At 45.4% G+C, this 15,063-nt stretch carries 15 protein-coding genes; 3 read left to right on the top strand and 12 right to left on the bottom strand.

Annotation, left to right across the window (positions count from 1 at the left end; all coding sequences use genetic code 11):
* Positions 1-24: 24 nt before the first annotated feature.
* From sufU to ACSQ8P_RS27025, 7 genes are all read right to left on the bottom strand, one after another.
* Positions 25-459, bottom strand: coding sequence for a Fe-S cluster assembly sulfur transfer protein SufU (gene sufU, locus ACSQ8P_RS26995; protein WP_057310356.1), 435 nt, complete (start codon positions 457-459; stop codon positions 25-27).
* Positions 446-1,672, bottom strand: a complete 1,227-nt coding sequence (locus ACSQ8P_RS27000; protein WP_436238014.1) for a cysteine desulfurase — start codon at positions 1,670-1,672, stop codon at positions 446-448. The genes sufU and ACSQ8P_RS27000 overlap by 14 nt, the downstream gene beginning before the upstream one ends.
* Positions 1,669-2,964 carry a Fe-S cluster assembly protein SufD gene (sufD, locus tag ACSQ8P_RS27005; RefSeq protein ID WP_436238015.1) on the bottom strand — a complete coding sequence of 432 codons (1,296 nt, stop codon included), beginning with the start codon at positions 2,962-2,964 and terminating at the stop codon, positions 1,669-1,671. The genes ACSQ8P_RS27000 and sufD overlap by 4 nt, the downstream gene beginning before the upstream one ends.
* A gap of 53 nt (positions 2,965-3,017) precedes the next feature.
* Complete coding sequence (gene sufC, locus ACSQ8P_RS27010; protein WP_171637983.1) at positions 3,018-3,848, bottom strand: Fe-S cluster assembly ATPase SufC; 831 nt, start codon at positions 3,846-3,848, stop codon at positions 3,018-3,020.
* 166 nt (positions 3,849-4,014) lie between these two features.
* A complete protein-coding gene (locus tag ACSQ8P_RS27015) occupies positions 4,015-4,584 on the bottom strand; it encodes a DUF1802 family protein (RefSeq protein ID WP_436238016.1) in 570 nt (189 codons plus the stop codon).
* Positions 4,585-4,708: 124 nt separating this feature from the next.
* Complete coding sequence (locus ACSQ8P_RS27020; protein WP_436238017.1) at positions 4,709-4,876, bottom strand: hypothetical protein; 168 nt, start codon at positions 4,874-4,876, stop codon at positions 4,709-4,711.
* Positions 4,877-4,966: 90 nt separating this feature from the next.
* Complete coding sequence (locus ACSQ8P_RS27025) at positions 4,967-5,425, bottom strand: Dps family protein (RefSeq protein ID WP_436238018.1); 459 nt, start codon at positions 5,423-5,425, stop codon at positions 4,967-4,969.
* 237 nt (positions 5,426-5,662) lie between these two features.
* On the opposite strand from ACSQ8P_RS27025, the gene mtnK reads away from it, so the two are divergent.
* Both mtnK and mtnA read left to right on the top strand, forming a co-directional pair.
* A complete protein-coding gene (gene mtnK / locus ACSQ8P_RS27030; protein ID WP_436238019.1) occupies positions 5,663-6,883 on the top strand; it encodes an S-methyl-5-thioribose kinase in 1,221 nt (406 codons plus the stop codon).
* A complete protein-coding gene (gene mtnA, locus ACSQ8P_RS27035; RefSeq protein WP_436238020.1) occupies positions 6,880-7,956 on the top strand; it encodes an S-methyl-5-thioribose-1-phosphate isomerase in 1,077 nt (358 codons plus the stop codon). The genes mtnK and mtnA overlap by 4 nt, the downstream gene beginning before the upstream one ends.
* A 459-nt stretch (positions 7,957-8,415) precedes the next feature.
* On the opposite strand, the gene ACSQ8P_RS27040 is transcribed toward mtnA, so the two are convergent.
* Both ACSQ8P_RS27040 and ACSQ8P_RS27045 read right to left on the bottom strand, forming a co-directional pair.
* On the bottom strand, positions 8,416-9,384 hold the full coding sequence (locus ACSQ8P_RS27040; RefSeq protein WP_436238021.1) for a helix-turn-helix domain-containing protein: 969 nt from the start codon (positions 9,382-9,384) through the stop codon (positions 8,416-8,418).
* 34 nt (positions 9,385-9,418) lie between these two features.
* The gene (locus ACSQ8P_RS27045) at positions 9,419-10,435 is read right to left on the bottom strand and encodes a Gfo/Idh/MocA family protein (RefSeq protein ID WP_436238022.1); all 1,017 of its coding nucleotides are present in this window, start codon (positions 10,433-10,435) and stop codon (positions 9,419-9,421) included.
* 249 nt (positions 10,436-10,684) lie between these two features.
* On the opposite strand from ACSQ8P_RS27045, the gene namA reads away from it, so the two are divergent.
* The gene (gene namA / locus ACSQ8P_RS27050) at positions 10,685-11,689 is read left to right on the top strand and encodes an NADPH dehydrogenase NamA (RefSeq protein WP_436238023.1); all 1,005 of its coding nucleotides are present in this window, start codon (positions 10,685-10,687) and stop codon (positions 11,687-11,689) included.
* 62 nt (positions 11,690-11,751) lie between these two features.
* Here namA and ACSQ8P_RS27055 read toward each other — a convergent pair whose 3' ends face one another.
* The 3 genes from ACSQ8P_RS27055 to ACSQ8P_RS27065 all read right to left on the bottom strand — a co-directional run bounded on the left by ACSQ8P_RS27055 (position 11,752) and on the right by ACSQ8P_RS27065 (position 15,061).
* Positions 11,752-12,657, bottom strand: coding sequence for a M15 family metallopeptidase (locus ACSQ8P_RS27055; RefSeq protein ID WP_436238024.1), 906 nt, complete (start codon positions 12,655-12,657; stop codon positions 11,752-11,754).
* A 185-nt stretch (positions 12,658-12,842) separates the two neighbouring features.
* A complete protein-coding gene (locus ACSQ8P_RS27060; protein WP_436238025.1) occupies positions 12,843-14,138 on the bottom strand; it encodes a homocysteine synthase in 1,296 nt (431 codons plus the stop codon).
* 230 nt (positions 14,139-14,368) lie between these two features.
* The gene (locus ACSQ8P_RS27065; RefSeq protein ID WP_436238026.1) at positions 14,369-15,061 is read right to left on the bottom strand and encodes a DUF1961 family protein; all 693 of its coding nucleotides are present in this window, start codon (positions 15,059-15,061) and stop codon (positions 14,369-14,371) included.
* Between the last annotated feature and the right edge of the window lie 2 nt (positions 15,062-15,063).

Raw genomic sequence — 15,063 nt, forward strand, 5'->3', positions numbered from 1 at the left:
TTAACCTATTCCATCGCAAATGCGTTAGTTATCGGTTTTGTGAGAATGTTCAATCCCTTTGCGTAGTGCGTTCCACGCCAGAGTTGCGCATTTAATCCTCGCGGGGAATTTGTTAACGCCCGACAGGGCCTCAATGTCTTCATATTCAAATTCTACGGATTCACCCTTCATCAAGCCAGAGAAATCATCAGCCATCTTCAGTGCTTCTTCGATTGTTTTGCCTTTGACCGCATCCGTCATCATGGATGCAGAAGATAAGCTAATCGAGCAGCCTTCACCTGTGAATTTCGCCATTTTCACGATACCCTCTTCAACCTGCATCTGCAGTGAAATTTTATCCCCACAGGTTGGGTTGTTAAGATCGATCGTAACGGACTCGCCGGACTCAAATTTCCCACGGTTGCGAGGAGTTTTATAGTGATCCATAATTACTCTACGGTATAAATCATCCAATTGCATCGCCGAAGTACTCCTTTGTTTTCAGTAAAGCCGTCACAAGACGGTCTACATCATCTTCCGTATTATATAGATAAAAGCTTGCACGAGCTGTGCTGCTTTGTTCTAACCATCTCATAAGTGGTTGGCAGCAGTGGTGACCAGCACGAACTGCAATGCCCATTGAATCCAACACGGTTGCTACGTCATGAGGATGAACATCCCCAAGGTTGAACGTTACAAGTCCTGCACGATTCGTAGTAGGCCCATACACAGCTAAGTCTGGTATCTGCATCATACGATTCAACGCATAATTGGTGAGCTTTACATCATGTTTATATATGTTATCCATCCCAACTTCCGTTAAGAAGTCGATGGCCGCTCCAAGACCAACTGCTCCTGCAATCATAGGCGTTCCGCCTTCGAATTTCCACGGAAGTTCCTTCCAAGTCGACTCATAAAGATCGACATGATCGATCATTTCGCCGCCAAACTCAACAGGTTCCATGTTATTCAATAAAGACTTCTTCCCATACAATGCCCCGATTCCGGTAGGCCCACACATCTTATGTCCGGATAATGCATAAAAGTCACAATCCAAATCTTGCACATCCACTTTCATGTGAGGCGTACTTTGCGCACCATCGACCATGATTTTGGCACCATGCTTGTGGGCAATAGCGGCAATTTCTTTGATCGGGTTGATGACGCCGAGCACGTTAGACACATACACAATCGAAACAATCTTGGTACGATCAGTAATGGTGTTCTCTACATCTGCAATGGATATGGATCCGTCTGGCTGAAGCGGAATATATTTTAAAGTGGCGCCTGATTTCTTAGCAGCTTGCTGCCAAGGGATCAGGTTGCTGTGATGCTCCATCGGTGTAAGGACGATTTCATCGCCCTCACGAAGTACCGATTCGGCAAAGCTAGCTGCCACAATATTGATAGCGGTTGTTGTGCCTCTAGTGAAAATAATTTCCTGCTCACTGGCTGCGCCGATGAACTTAGCCACTTTGGCTCTTGCTCCTTCATACGCATCCGTTGCCCGGGAACCTAGGGTATGAACCCCGCGATGAACGTTAGCATTATCCCACTCGTAGTAATGCTTCAGTGCCTCAATCACCTGAATAGGCTTCTGGGAAGTAGCAGCACTATCCAAGTAAACCAAAGGATGACCGTTCACTTCTTGCTTCAGAATGGGAAAAAGTTCACGTATCTCGGCAGATATCATTGTCCTAGCTTCCTCTCCACTAAGCTTTGCAGCTGTTCTTCAACGCTCTTAACTGGAATTTCGGAAACGACTGGTGCCAAGAATCCGTAAATGATTAAGCGTTGAGCTTCTTCCTTTGTAATCCCACGGGACATTAGGTAGTGAACTTGTTCTGCATTCACTTGCCCAACACTCGCCGCATGACCTGCTTTAACATCATCTTCGTCGATTAGAAGAATCGGATTCGCGTCTCCGCGCGCTTTCGGGCTAAGCATCAAGACTTTCTCGGTTTGTTGACCGTTACAGCCTTGTGCGCCTTTTTCGATCTTTGTGATCCCGTTAATGATCGCAGTTGAACTATCACGCATTACCGCACGTGTAATCATATCGCTTGTCGACGCTTTGCCCCAATGTACAGCGCGAGTCGTCAAGTTTAGTTTTTGTTCATGCGTACCCACACAGATGACTTTCGCATCGGAGTCGGAGCCTTTCCCTTTGAGAATAGATGTCGTATCGGACATCGAATTCCCGTAGTTCAACTCACCGACAACCCATCCAATACGGGAGTCATCTTCAAGGATCGCACGACGATATGTGAGATCTGTTACAGATGCTTCCAAGCTGTGAATGGAGGAATAGCTAACGCGTGAGCCTGGTTTTGCAAATACTTCAACGATTCCATTCTGTACAAGCGCTGCGTCTCCAACGGAGGACACAAAGTTATCAACATACGTAACGGAACTGAATTGTTCAGCAACAATCAGGACATGCGGAGCAAATGTAGCTTCAGCATCATCTGCAACAAACAAAGCTTGAAGTGGGATATCAACAACGACGTTTTTCGGAACGTAGATGAAAATACCGCCATTCCACAATGCTGCATGCAGAGCTGTAAGTTGATTTTCATTCGCTTGAACTGCCTTCATGAAATAAGGCTTAACCAAATCCCCATGCTCACGAACAGCCGTTTCAAGATCTGTGAAAATAACGCCTTGCTTTTTCAATTCTTCGGATACTTGATTGAACACAATACCGGAATTGCGTTGAACAATTAGGTTATCGGAATTCGTTAATCCCTTGGTCACTTCAGGCAAAGCATCAAGTGAACTCAAAGCTGCTTGCTCTTTATAGGAACCGTAGGCGGAAATGCTCCAACGGTCGATTCTTGTTTTTTCTAGTATAGGTAATTCCAACGAATTCGCTAATGCTACCCCTTCAGTACGAAGGGCTGTCATCCACTCCGGCTCTTGCTTGCTGCGGGAGAGCTCAGTAACAGCATTAGTATCGATGGAAAGTGTTGTTTTAGTGCTCATGATTTCCTCCATTTATAAGTATCTTTGATCCTAAGATCAAAGTCTCTCATCTCCTAGTACTTCGGCCCTGGTGTGTTCATAGGAACTTTGAATTCTTCCTCGTCTTGACCAACCGTTTCATCAACGATGCCAAGTTCTTCTTTAATCCAATCGTAACCTTCCGCTTCCAAACGCTCAGCGAGCTCAGGACCACCGGATTTCACGATGCGACCTTGCATCATAACATGTACAAAATCAGGTTTAACGTAGTTCAACAAACGTTGGTAATGCGTAATGATCAAGAATCCGCGCTCTTCACTGCGCATCGCGTTAACACCTTCAGCAACGATACGCAAAGCATCGATATCTAGACCGGAGTCGATTTCATCTAGGATAACGAATTTAGGCTCAAGCAAAAGCATTTGAAGAATTTCATTACGCTTTTTCTCACCGCCGGAGAAACCTTCATTCAAGTAACGGTGCATGAACTCAGGATTCATTTCCAGTTGCTTCATTTTCGCTTCCATTTGACGAATGAATTTGATCAAAGAAATTTCGTTACCTTCACCGCGGCGAACGTTCATTGCACTGCGCAAGAAGTCAGCATTCGTTACACCAGTGATTTCGCTTGGGTATTGCATAGCCAAGAACAAACCAGCGCGTGCTCTTTCGTCAACAGCCATCTCAAGAACATCTTCGCCATCTAAAGTGACAGAACCCTCTGTAACTTCATACTTCGGATGACCCATCAACGCGGATGCCAATGTACTTTTACCCGTACCGTTCGGCCCCATGATCGCGTGAATTTCGCCGCCTTTGATTTCTAGGCTAAGACCTTTCAAAATTTCCTTTCCTTCGATGGTCGCTTTCAGACCCTCTATTGTAAATGTTGATGAATTTGCCATTTTCATTAAGCCTCCATAATGTTTGAGTGTACTAGATAGATGACAATCCTGTGTAGTGATTATCACTGATTCTCATTAGAATAATTCTATTATAACTTACTGTAACAAATCAAGAAAGGGCAATTCCATGAAAAAGGAGAGCGATTTGTGAAATACTACGTAAATTTTACGCCAAAGTACGTTTTATTTCAGCAACTTGTGCGTTAAATTCTTTCTCATTCAACACGGGGGTCATTTCGGAATCATTCGGTACCAATGCCCCAAGCTGTATCCATGATTTGCAGCCAATATAGGCCTGTTCGATCTCAATTTGGATCGGTTCGTTCAACGTAAATACCCTTAAAATCATTATATGCAGCGGGTTTTTACGTTTCCACTTCAATCGCTCTTCTGTGAAATTTTCTGTCCAAATATGAAAGGGAAACAACTGATTGAGCTTTTCCTGGTCGCTGACCTCGATATCTTCCACCATTCGGGCAAAGGAGTTGATGGTTACATGTTTATCTTGTGCACTCCAGTTGACCAACGTTTCATCGATAATCCCGCGGTATTGCTCCTTCAGTAGTTCTTTTCGCTGATGCTCATATGTTGGATATAGAAAGAAATCATTCGATTCCACCTGAAAGTCTCTTGTTTCTTCGACAATACCTCCCTTGCGCATAATAAAAATTTGCGAACCCGCTTCTAACGCTTTGACAGCAGATGCCCATTCCTTTAAAGCTTTCCCATGCCCCATGTCGCAACCCCTCGTTCTCCTCATTAATCTATCTATTATAAATAAACTTTGTAAGCAAAACAAATGCAGATTGACATTTTTCAGGAAAAATAAAAAGGAACAGCCCTAAAAATCGGCCATTCCTTTAATTCTCTGGATCTTTGTTATACGTAACCTGCATTCGGGTAAACTGATCTTGATTATGTTTCATTGGATTCGGTTCATGAGTGCTGTCAGGTGCTTCTGCCTGGTACGCAAAGAATAAGAAAATGGTGCCTACAGCAATGGCAAATATGACATTCAGAATTTTCATCCATTTCACATCCTTTGAAATCCTTTATCTCTAGGATAATGGAATTTCATCTCGTGAATGTTTGATTGAATTAAAGATTGTGTAAATTTCTCATCCCAGGAATGATTGCAGCATCCAGCGATGCTTTTCCAAAGAAGTTTGGATCGCCAAAAGCATATCCGAAGTGGTATCGTCACTCGCTTCCTCACAGATCTGCATGCCTGCTTTCAGTTCTTGTGTAAGGATCGTGAAATCTTCAATAATTGCTTCAACCATTTTCGTAGCTGTTTCTGTGCCAGAAGCTTCCTTAAGTGAAGAAATTTCTAAGTAAGCTTTCATCGTTGCGGCAGGTTGACCGCCAATCGCCAATAATCGTTCAGCCAACTCATCCACATGCAGCCCAGCCTCATTGTATAGCTCCTCAAATTTTACATGAAGCGTAAAAAATTGATTCCCTTTAACATACCAATGAAAATTATGAAGCTTTACGAACAGTAAATTCCAGTTTGCAATTTGCTTATTAAGAACAGTTTGAATTGATTGCGTTGAAACGAATGTTGCGCTCGTCATTCAAATCCTCCTTTATTTTGCCTAAAATCGTCCTTGTACACGCTAATTTACGTATATCACGCGGATTTTATGTAAAATAAACGACATTTCTGAAAAGTGTATTTCATGCGGAAACAATTTGTCTTATACTAGGTAAAGAATATTAATACTCAGTAAATTAGTTGGAATTAATTCCAATCACTTAAGAGCACGCTTACGAAGTCAGTTTTCTGACGAAAACTTTTAGGAGGTTCATTCATGTCCACTTATCATCCGTTATCGGAAGCGCAAGCCATCGAATACGCACGCCGTATTCCGCAATTATTTCAAACAGGTTCTGATCTGGCCAGCCAAGAAATTGGGGATGGGAATTTAAACCTCGTATTTCGTATAACAGAAGCTGCTACAGGAAAAAGTATTATTTTGAAGCAAGCTCTTCCTTATGCCAAAGTTGTTGGGGAATCCTGGCCGCTGACGCTTGATCGTGCGCGCATTGAGAGTGAAGCGTTGATCATTGAAGAGGGGCTCGTGCCAGACTTAGTCCCCCATGTGTACGCCTATGATGCAGACCTAGCGCTTACAGTTATGGAAGATTTGAGTGATCACGTGATCATGCGGAGAGGGTTGATTGAGGGCAACCAATACCCCCTATTTGCGGAGCATATTGGGCGCTTTCTAGCTAAGACGCTATTCTTCACGTCAGATTTAGGCAAAAATCAACAAGAGAAAAAGATTCAGCTGGGACGCTTCATCAACCCTGAACTTTGCAAAATTACGGAAGATTTGATCTTCGATGATCCATATCGTGATGCCGAAACGAACAATATTGAAGCGCCTATCCGTGATGCAGCAGAACAGCTGTGGGCAGACAAAGAGCTTCACTTCGAAGTTGCGATTCTGCGGAACAAGTTCTTAACACAAGCACAAGCCCTGCTCCATGGCGATTTGCATACTGGCAGTATTTTCATCAAGCCCGATTCGACAAAAGTCATTGACCCAGAATTCGCTTATTATGGACCGATGGGCTTCGATATTGGTGCTGTTCTAGCCAATCTCCTACTCAACTTTGCTGCGCAAGAAGGTTGGAGTAAGGATGAAGAAAGCCGTTCCGCTTACCGTGCATATTTAACACAAACCATTAAGGATGTATGGACGCACTTTGAAGAAAACTTCCGTGCCCTATGGAATGAGCAAGGTGTTGACCGTGTATTTACCGCTCCAGGATACCAAGATTATTTCATGTTAAACTTGTTGCGCGATACGGTCGGATTCACTGGCGCCAAAATGGTACGTCGCATAGTTGGTCTTGCCCACGTTGCAGATATTGATAAAATCGAAAATGCTGCAGCGCGAGAACGCGCTCAGCGCATGGCCTTAACGATCGGAACAGCATGCATTCGAGCTAACCGTCAGGTAGCAACGATTGATGAACTACTTGCAATTGCAACACGAGCAGCAGAAAGAGGTTATGTCATATGACGACTACGAACAATGTAAAAGATGAAGTGCAAGGCGCATTGCAATCCTTGCGCTGGAACGGCCAGCAGCTGGATTTGCTGGATCAACGACTGCTGCCGGAGGAGATTGTGTACTTGCCGCTGGAGACACCGATTGAGGTGTGGGAAGCGATTCGGCACCTGAAAGTTCGCGGCGCACCTGCGATTGGCATCGCCGCCGCGTATGGGGTGTATCTCGGCATCCGCGGCGTGGATGCTGCGGTTGATGGGCTTCTGGCGGAAGTCCAGAAGCAAGCGGATTACCTGGCGACGTCACGTCCGACAGCGGTGAACTTGTTCTGGGCGCTCGATCGCATGCGCGCGAGAGCGGGTGCTTTGGCAGCCGATGGCGTGAGCCCGGATGCTTTCAAGGCTGCGCTTCTTGCAGAAGCGCAGGTCATTCAGGCGGAGGACGAAGACACCAACCGCCGTATCGGCGAACATGCGCTCACGCTGTTCGAGGATGGGTTTGGCGTGCTGACGCATTGCAACGCCGGCGGTTTGGCTACCGCTAAGTACGGCACGGCGCTAGCGCCGTTCTACTTGGCGAAGGAACAAGGGCTGAACATCAAAGTGTTCGCCGATGAAACACGGCCCGTGCTGCAAGGCGCGCGGCTCACGGCTTTTGAACTGCAGCAGGCTGGCGTAGACGTCACGCTGATCTGTGACAACATGGCCGGCGCAGTCATGGCAAAGGGCTGGATTCAAGCGGTCATCGTCGGAACAGACCGCGTTGCGGCGAACGGCGATGTAGCCAACAAAATCGGCACGTACAGCGTAGCTGTGCTGGCGAAGGCGCATGGCATCCCGTTCTATGTGGCAAGTCCGCTGTCAACCATTGACTTGAACACGCCAACTGGCGGCGATATTCCGATCGAGGAGCGCCATGAGGACGAGATCACGCAAGGTTTTGGCAAGCGCACAGCGCCTGTTGGCGTGAAAGTTTTCAATCCAGCGTTCGATGTGACGCCGAATGAGTATGTAACCGCGATTATCACGGAAAAAGGCATCGTTCAAGCTCCATATGGCGTAAATCTGCGGAAGCTTTTCGAATAGGACCTTAATTGAGATGAAAGGTTGCGTTTAACTGGAAAAACTAAACTCCAGTTAAATTCATCAACTTCAGCTAAAATATAAGTTTAGATGGAAAAACTCCAGTTAAATTCCGGCTATCTGCTTCTTTTGTGGAGAAAGCCTGAAAATAGCTGGAGTTTTTCCAGTTATTCGGATAAAATCGCGAAATTGGCTCGAAATAGCTGTATGTTTTCCAGTTAGTAGGGGGGCTGGTGTGTGGCTGGCTGGTGTACGGTGTGCTGGATGCTGATTTGTGTGGTTGGAGTAGCTAAGGGTTTCGATGTGATTGAGGTGCTTGATGTTAGTTTGCTGGTGCGCTGACTGCTGATTTGTGTGGTTGGAGTAGCTAAAGGTTTCGATATGATTGAGATGCTAGGGCGTAACTAAAACAGAGCTGTCCACAAGTAGATTCTCTACTTTTAGACAGCTCTGTTTTTTGGTTTACATCGTGCTCGCGTGTTGGAGCACTGTATTTTCGCGGTAGGCATTAGGCGTTGTGCCATGCGCTTTCTTGAATACGTAATGCAAGTAATTGCTGGACGTGAAGCCGCTGCGCTCTGCTATTTTCTCCAGCGTCAGCGTGGTTTGCAGCAGCTCGCTGCATACGAATTTGAGGCGAATTTGCTCCAAGTATTCGCTGAAGGAAACATTTGCCTTCTCCTTGAAGATCCGTTGCAGCTGCCTAGAGCTGATCTGCACGCGTTCTGCTACCCCCTCCAAGGTTAGGGGACGACGGAAATTGTCCGAAATGAACTGAACCGCCATCTGATAGCGATAGTTCTTCATATCACGGGCTGGCAGATTAACTCCCTGCTGTTCCGGTTTATAAGCACTAACTGTTCTTAACAGCATCTGAATGATGGACTGTTTAATCACCGTGTATTGACCTAGCTGGTTGTTCCGCCACGCTTCATAAGCGACGAGGAAGCATTTCATCGCTTCATGGCGATCCACCGCCGGAATATGGGGCACCTCACAGAGCTGTCCAATACACGCTTCAGCTTCTGCCATCTCCCATTCCTCTCCCCAACCAGAGGAGGACATCGCGGAGGCTCCTGCTTCTTCCTTATCCGATAGTTTCACAATATCCACGTGGAGACATAGTTCGCCCATCGCTTCATGCTCATCCGCTTCTTGCCGATGAATGACACCAGGTGCTGTGACGTAGAGCAGTCCTTCATGGAGTGGGTGCGTAATCCCATCCAGAATAACTCGCCCTTTGCCGCAGGGGATATAGTGAATCTCGTACTCGGAATGCTGATGATAATTTACGATGGCTCCCGCTGGAAAGGAAGTCAGATGACAACGCAATACTCGAATTCCGTAAGCTCCCCAACGGAAGCTTAGTTCCAGGCGATCTAAAGCCATCGGATTTTCTAGCATAGGTTCGAAGTAAAAGGGTTGACTCATAGGGAAACACCGCTTCCTTTCCAGTTGGTGACGATTAGTTTGCCAAGGAATCCAATCGTACTTGGCTTTTGCTAGCAACGGATAGATTGGAAGCTTCCATTAGCTTCGTCAAGTCTACAGCCAAGCCGATATTTTCGGCGGCTTTGGTGCCATTTTGAATATGTGCTACCCATTGATCAAACGCAGTTGGCTTGGCCTCTGGTATTGAGTCGTAAGCCACCCATTGTCCTGTCGCTTCTTCCAGCTTGTTCGTACGCAGCATGACTCGGCCATCTTGCTCAGAATATAATACACTGCCTGCTGTGCCATGTACTTCAATAACGAAAGGTGAGAAGGCATTTACAAATCCCGCTTCCACGATGCCCAAAGCACCATTCTCATATTGGAGCAGCGATACGGCATTATCTTCAACTTCTCTTCCTGTCACATAGCCATAAGAAGCGCTTACAGCAACAGGTAAGCCTAGTAGTAGTCGGTTCAGATACATGGGATGACAACCAAGATCGATGAGTGCTCCGCCACCACATTGCTCGGCATTATAGAAATGCTGCGGCAGCCAACCATTCGGATTCGCCGTAGTCGAAATTCCGCCATTATGAGAGAGTCGCGTACGCACAAGTGTGATTTGACCTAATAACTCCTTGGCAACTATATCTTGAATAGCTAATGTTGATGGTGAATTCAAACGCGGTAAGGAGACCGTTAAAGTCACACCTGCTTCCTCAACTGCTGCAAGGATCTCATTCACTTCATGAAGCGTAGGAGCAATGACTTTCTCTGTAAAAATATGTTTACCTGCCCGTGCGGCAGCGATGATTACATCTCGGTGAAGGTTGGTTGGTGTATCTACAACAACGGCTTCGATTTCTGGATTGGCTAATAACTCTTCAAGACTTGCGTAGAAAGCCACACCTCGTACTTCGGCTTCTTGCTGACCTCTTTCTACAATCTCGTCCCAAATGGCAACGATTTCTGTATCCGGGTGCTCGTTTACCTGTTTCGCATAATCCTTTGCATGTACATGCCAGAAACTCAACATTGCTACTTTCATCCTGAATGACCTCCAAATAAGTGACTTGGGTTCATTGTATCACGGCTATGAATGCGGATAAATTTCGAATTGGTGACAGATGAAGGTGCAAAATTACGACATGCATATATTTATTCTCCTACACGAAGATTAGGATAGAATGTCTAGAACGTCAAGCATTTTCAATACGAAATTTAAATTTGATAATTCCAACAGGAATAGTATACAATGGAACAATTATTTCTATTACCTCTAAGGAGTTGATTGTGCATGTTATTTACGCCCTACACTATTGCCGGCATAACTTTGAAGAATCGTATCGTGATGTCACCTATGTGTATGTATGCTTCTGATGAATCCGGTGAAGTCAAGGATTGGCATCATATTCATTACGCTACACGGGCCGTCGGCCAAGTGGGACTACTTATATTTGAAGCAACAGCAGTTACTGCGCAAGGACGGATTTCCACGCGGGATTTAGGGATCTGGGAGGACGCTCATATCGATGGCTTAAAGCGTGTAGTCTCGTCCATCCATAATCATGGCTCTCATGCAGGCATTCAGCTTGCCCACGCGGGCAGAAAAGCCGTCCTAGATACTCCGATTATTGCCCCGTCAGCCATCCCATTCTCAGATACGTTCAAAACACCTGAAGAAGCTACACTTACAGACATTCAGGATACAATCAAAGCCTTCGCTGATGCAGCTGATCGTGCCAAGCAAGCTGGTTTTGACGTTATTGAAATACATGCGGCGCATGGCTATCTCATCAATGAATTCTTATCACCGCTTTCGAATCATCGTCAAGATGCGTATGGTGGTGATCAAGAGGGACGGTTCCGCTTCTTACGTGAAACGGTTCAGGCTATTCAAACCCGGTGGGATGGTCCCCTATTTGTCCGTATTTCGGCTCATGAATATGTGGAAGGAGGACTTACGCCGAAGGATCATGTCTATTTCGCGACTCAGCTCAAAGAACTTGGCGTCCATCTGATCGATGTCAGTTCCGGCGGCAATGCACCGATCGTTCCACACTTTTTCCCAGGCTACCAAGTGCCTTTCGCCGAAGAAATTCGTACCCATGCTGATATCCCTGTCGGTGCTGTCGGACTGATTACAGAACCGCAGCAAGCGGAAGAGATTCTTCAGAATAATCGTGCCGATCTCATTTTTCTAGGCAGAGTGCTATTGCGTGATCCTTATTGGGCAAGATCAGCTGCTCGTGACTTACGAATCGAGCTCGCTCCACCAGGGCCTTATCAACGAGGATGGTAAAATCAAAGCCCAAAAAACCCCTCTTGGACTTCAAACGTCCGAGCGGGGTTTTTGGCATACGTTTATTTCGAAACTGGTACGGTATTGTAATACTCTTCCATCGTCAAGTTCTTCGACTGGATTTCCTTCGCAATGTCGGCTCCAACATATCGCAAATGCCATGGCTCATATTGATAGCCCGTAATGGCTGCTTTTCCCTGAGGGTAGCGGATAATAAAACCATACTCATTCGCGTGCTTCTCTAACCAAACCGCTTCTTTCGTTCCACCAAAGCAATCCGCTGCTGCACATTTCCCATTGCTGCCCGAGACATCGATGGCAAGCCCTGTTTCATGTTCACTAGTTCCAGGAACTGCGCTGTATGTTTTGGCTTTTTCTTCGCCGTCTTTTTTCACATAACTTTCAAATAGCGCTTTCTGTGTGGCATACGAACGATATGCAGATACGCCCGCAAGCTGGATGCCATCCTTTGCCGCGCCCGCGAATAACTTCTCGATAGCCGTAGCGGCAACTTGTCGCATTTTACGTTTATCATTTTTTTCGGTAAAAGTAAATGCAATGTTCGGATAGACAAGATCCGTCGGCTCATAGCTGGAAGGCAGCGCGTTCTGCTTATTAACCAGAACCGTAATACTTTCCGGTTTAGCTATCACCTGAATTGCGCCATTCTTAGTCGGCGGCGTATTGCTTGCCGCAGGTGAAGTCGCTGGACTAGACGATGGTTTCGATGTAGGTGTAGCCGCTGACGAAGCGGTCGCTGAAGTCGTCGGTGTCGCTGCAACGCTTGGCGAAGCCGTTGGGGTTGATGTTGCACTAACTGCTGTTGTTGGCAAAGGCGAAATCGTAGACACGACATCACTTTTATTGCCGCAACCTGCCACAATAGTTAAAGCCAGCAATATGGCGATGGATATTTTCATTTTAGTTGTCATTTTGTTATGCATGTTGGCTTTCCATTTCCCCTTCATTTCTTGTCTTCATGCCTCCTAGAAGTTCTATAAGCTTTTCAAAGTAATAGACCGCTAATTAATTGAAAAAGTTTCATACTTCATGCATTTTTTTCAAATGAATGAGAAAAAAAGGCTGGATTTAGGTTGAGCTCCTAAATCGCAGCCTTCTCATATTTTATGCGGAACGGGTTAACGTTTCAAGTTTACTTTTGACTAGCGACGATGGCTTGTTCCAAATCATAAATAATATCCTCAATCGCTTCTGTTCCAACGGATAGACGGATAAGTCCAGGAGATACACCAGCAGATACTTGTTCCTGCTCATTTAATTGCGAATGTGTGGTACTTGCAGGATGAATAATTAAGGATTTGGAATCTCCCACATTGGCCAAATGAGAGAATAGCTCTACAGCGTGTATCAGCTTTTTGCCCGCTTCGATGCCGCCTTTAATACCAAAACTTAGAATCGCGCCCTGTCCTTTCGGCAAATACTTCTTAGCTAATGAATAGGACGGGTGACTTTCAAGTCCCGCATAGCTTACCCACTCCACGGACTCATGTGCTTCTAAATATTGAGCTACTTTCAACGCATTGGAGCTGTGACGTTCAAGACGAAGATGCAGCGTTTCTAAGCCTTGTAATAATAAGAATGAACTATTCGGGGACAGGGATGCTCCCAAGTCTCGCAATAATTGCACGCGTGCCTTGATGATATAGGCAATTGGACCGACGGCTTCTGTGTAAACAACACCATTATAACTCGGGTCTGGCGTCGTCAAACCTGGGAATTTGCCGCTTGCCGCCCAATCAAACTTCCCTCCGTCTACAATAACGCCACCGATGGTCGTACCGTGACCTCCAATAAACTTGGTCGCAGAGTGTACCACAATATCAGCGCCATGCTCGATTGGTCTGAGCAGATAGGGACTTGGGAACGTATTATCTACGATAAGCGGAATCCCATGTTCATGCGCAATCGCCGCTACGGCTTCAATATCCAGGACATCCCCTTTGGGATTACCAATGGATTCAGCATAGATGGCTTTCGTTTTCTCCGTAATCGCAGCACTGAAATTATCTGGATTACTAGCATCTACGAATTTCACCTTAATCCCTAATTTAGGCAATGTATTTGCAAATAAATTATATGTACCACCATATAATGCGGAAGCTGATACGATTTCATCACCAACTTCGGCAATGTTCAGAATCGAAAACGTGATGGCTGCTTGACCGGATGCCACCGCAAGCGCGGCAGGCGCACCTTCCAGTGCAGCAATACGTTGTTCAAATACATCTGTCGTCGGATTCATAATCCGTGTATAGATATTGCCAAACTCTTTAAGTGCAAATAAATTCGCAGCATGCTCGGTGTCGTTGAACACATAGGATGTCGTTTGATAAATAGGAACCGCTCTTGAATTAGTCGCGGGGTCAACCTTTTGACCTGCATGAATCGCTAGTGTTTCTGGTAAATGTTTACGTTCAGAATTTGACATGAGCTTGCCTCCTAGAATAATAGATACATTGATATAACGATAAAAAGCTAATTTCTATAATTCCCACTGGAATAGTACACTTTAATTTTAGTGGGAAATTATACCTATTGTCAATATATCACATGAAATATGCATTTTGGGAGAAAACCTGAATAATTTCGAGGTATCAAACATAGAAAAATAGCCTGGATTATAAATAAACCAGGCTTCTCAAACCAATTAAAATCATTTCACATTTTTGAAATCGAATATACGTTAAGATTGGCGTATTCCGCTATGAGAGGAGCCATCTGACGAAAGCCGATCTTTCCTCCGCACAGGGGCTTCCCGAAAGCTTTTCCGTCATCAACCCAATGAAAAATGGTCAGGTCATTAATAACGAATAAGATTTCACGCTCCCATTTTAATAATTTCATTCGGTATGGACCCTTTGCATCCGCAACAGACGGGATTGGATCTCCACCCTGCGAAACCAAATGAAAGCCATAGCTTTTGCGCAGATTGCACGTATGAAAACTCCGCTCATTTTCTTCCTTGCGTCTGAAGTACGAAACATGAAAAGCATCAATATCTCCATGGTGATATTGGTCATACGTGCCGGTTCTTACAGAAAGCCGAGTGTCAAACAAATCTTCAGCACCGATTCCTTTTGCGGCGAAAAACAAAATGCAAAGGCCGGGCTCGCGAATCGGCCAAAAATCCCACGTGATTGCGATGTTGTCCGGAAATTCAACCGAACACCAATAAACGAAATTAGATTTTTGCCCCATTCTGGGGTCAAGCTTATTTTCCATTCGCATTCGATTCAGCGGAAAACTGACAACGGCTTCTCCTTCCATTTTGAAATCCCGTACATCCTGTTCATCCGCCAAAGGATTATGATAAATAAGCTTCTCTAGTGAGAAGATTTCATTCCAATTCATGT

Origin of the sequence: Paenibacillus sp. LjRoot153, from assembly GCF_964253085.1 — a bacterium.
Taxonomy (GTDB): Bacteria; Bacillota; Bacilli; order Paenibacillales; family NBRC-103111; genus Paenibacillus_E.

Bases quoted from the DNA above. Each gene is read 5' to 3' on its own strand.
- ACSQ8P_RS27040 (WP_436238021.1), bottom strand. From the start codon at position 9,384: ATGAGTCAACCCTTTTACTTCGAACCTATGCTAGAAAATCCGATGGCT.
- ACSQ8P_RS27020 (WP_436238017.1), bottom strand. From the start codon at position 4,876: ATGAAAATTCTGAATGTCATATTTGCCATTGCTGTAGGCACCATTTTC.
- ACSQ8P_RS27065 (WP_436238026.1), bottom strand. From the start codon at position 15,061: ATGAATTGGAATGAAATCTTCTCACTAGAGAAGCTTATTTATCATAAT.
- sufD (WP_436238015.1), bottom strand. From the start codon at position 2,964: ATGAGCACTAAAACAACACTTTCCATCGATACTAATGCTGTTACTGAG.
- ACSQ8P_RS27055 (WP_436238024.1), bottom strand. From the start codon at position 12,657: ATGAAGGGGAAATGGAAAGCCAACATGCATAACAAAATGACAACTAAA.
- sufU (WP_057310356.1), bottom strand. From the start codon at position 459: ATGCAATTGGATGATTTATACCGTAGAGTAATTATGGATCACTATAAA.
- ACSQ8P_RS27000 (WP_436238014.1), bottom strand. From the start codon at position 1,672: ATGATATCTGCCGAGATACGTGAACTTTTTCCCATTCTGAAGCAAGAA.
- ACSQ8P_RS27015 (WP_436238016.1), bottom strand. From the start codon at position 4,584: ATGGGGCATGGGAAAGCTTTAAAGGAATGGGCATCTGCTGTCAAAGCG.
- namA (WP_436238023.1), top strand. From the start codon at position 10,685: ATGTTATTTACGCCCTACACTATTGCCGGCATAACTTTGAAGAATCGT.
- ACSQ8P_RS27060 (WP_436238025.1), bottom strand. From the start codon at position 14,138: ATGTCAAATTCTGAACGTAAACATTTACCAGAAACACTAGCGATTCAT.
- ACSQ8P_RS27045 (WP_436238022.1), bottom strand. From the start codon at position 10,435: ATGAAAGTAGCAATGTTGAGTTTCTGGCATGTACATGCAAAGGATTAT.
- sufC (WP_171637983.1), bottom strand. From the start codon at position 3,848: ATGGCAAATTCATCAACATTTACAATAGAGGGTCTGAAAGCGACCATC.
- mtnA (WP_436238020.1), top strand. From the start codon at position 6,880: ATGACGACTACGAACAATGTAAAAGATGAAGTGCAAGGCGCATTGCAA.
- ACSQ8P_RS27025 (WP_436238018.1), bottom strand. From the start codon at position 5,425: ATGACGAGCGCAACATTCGTTTCAACGCAATCAATTCAAACTGTTCTT.
- mtnK (WP_436238019.1), top strand. From the start codon at position 5,663: ATGTCCACTTATCATCCGTTATCGGAAGCGCAAGCCATCGAATACGCA.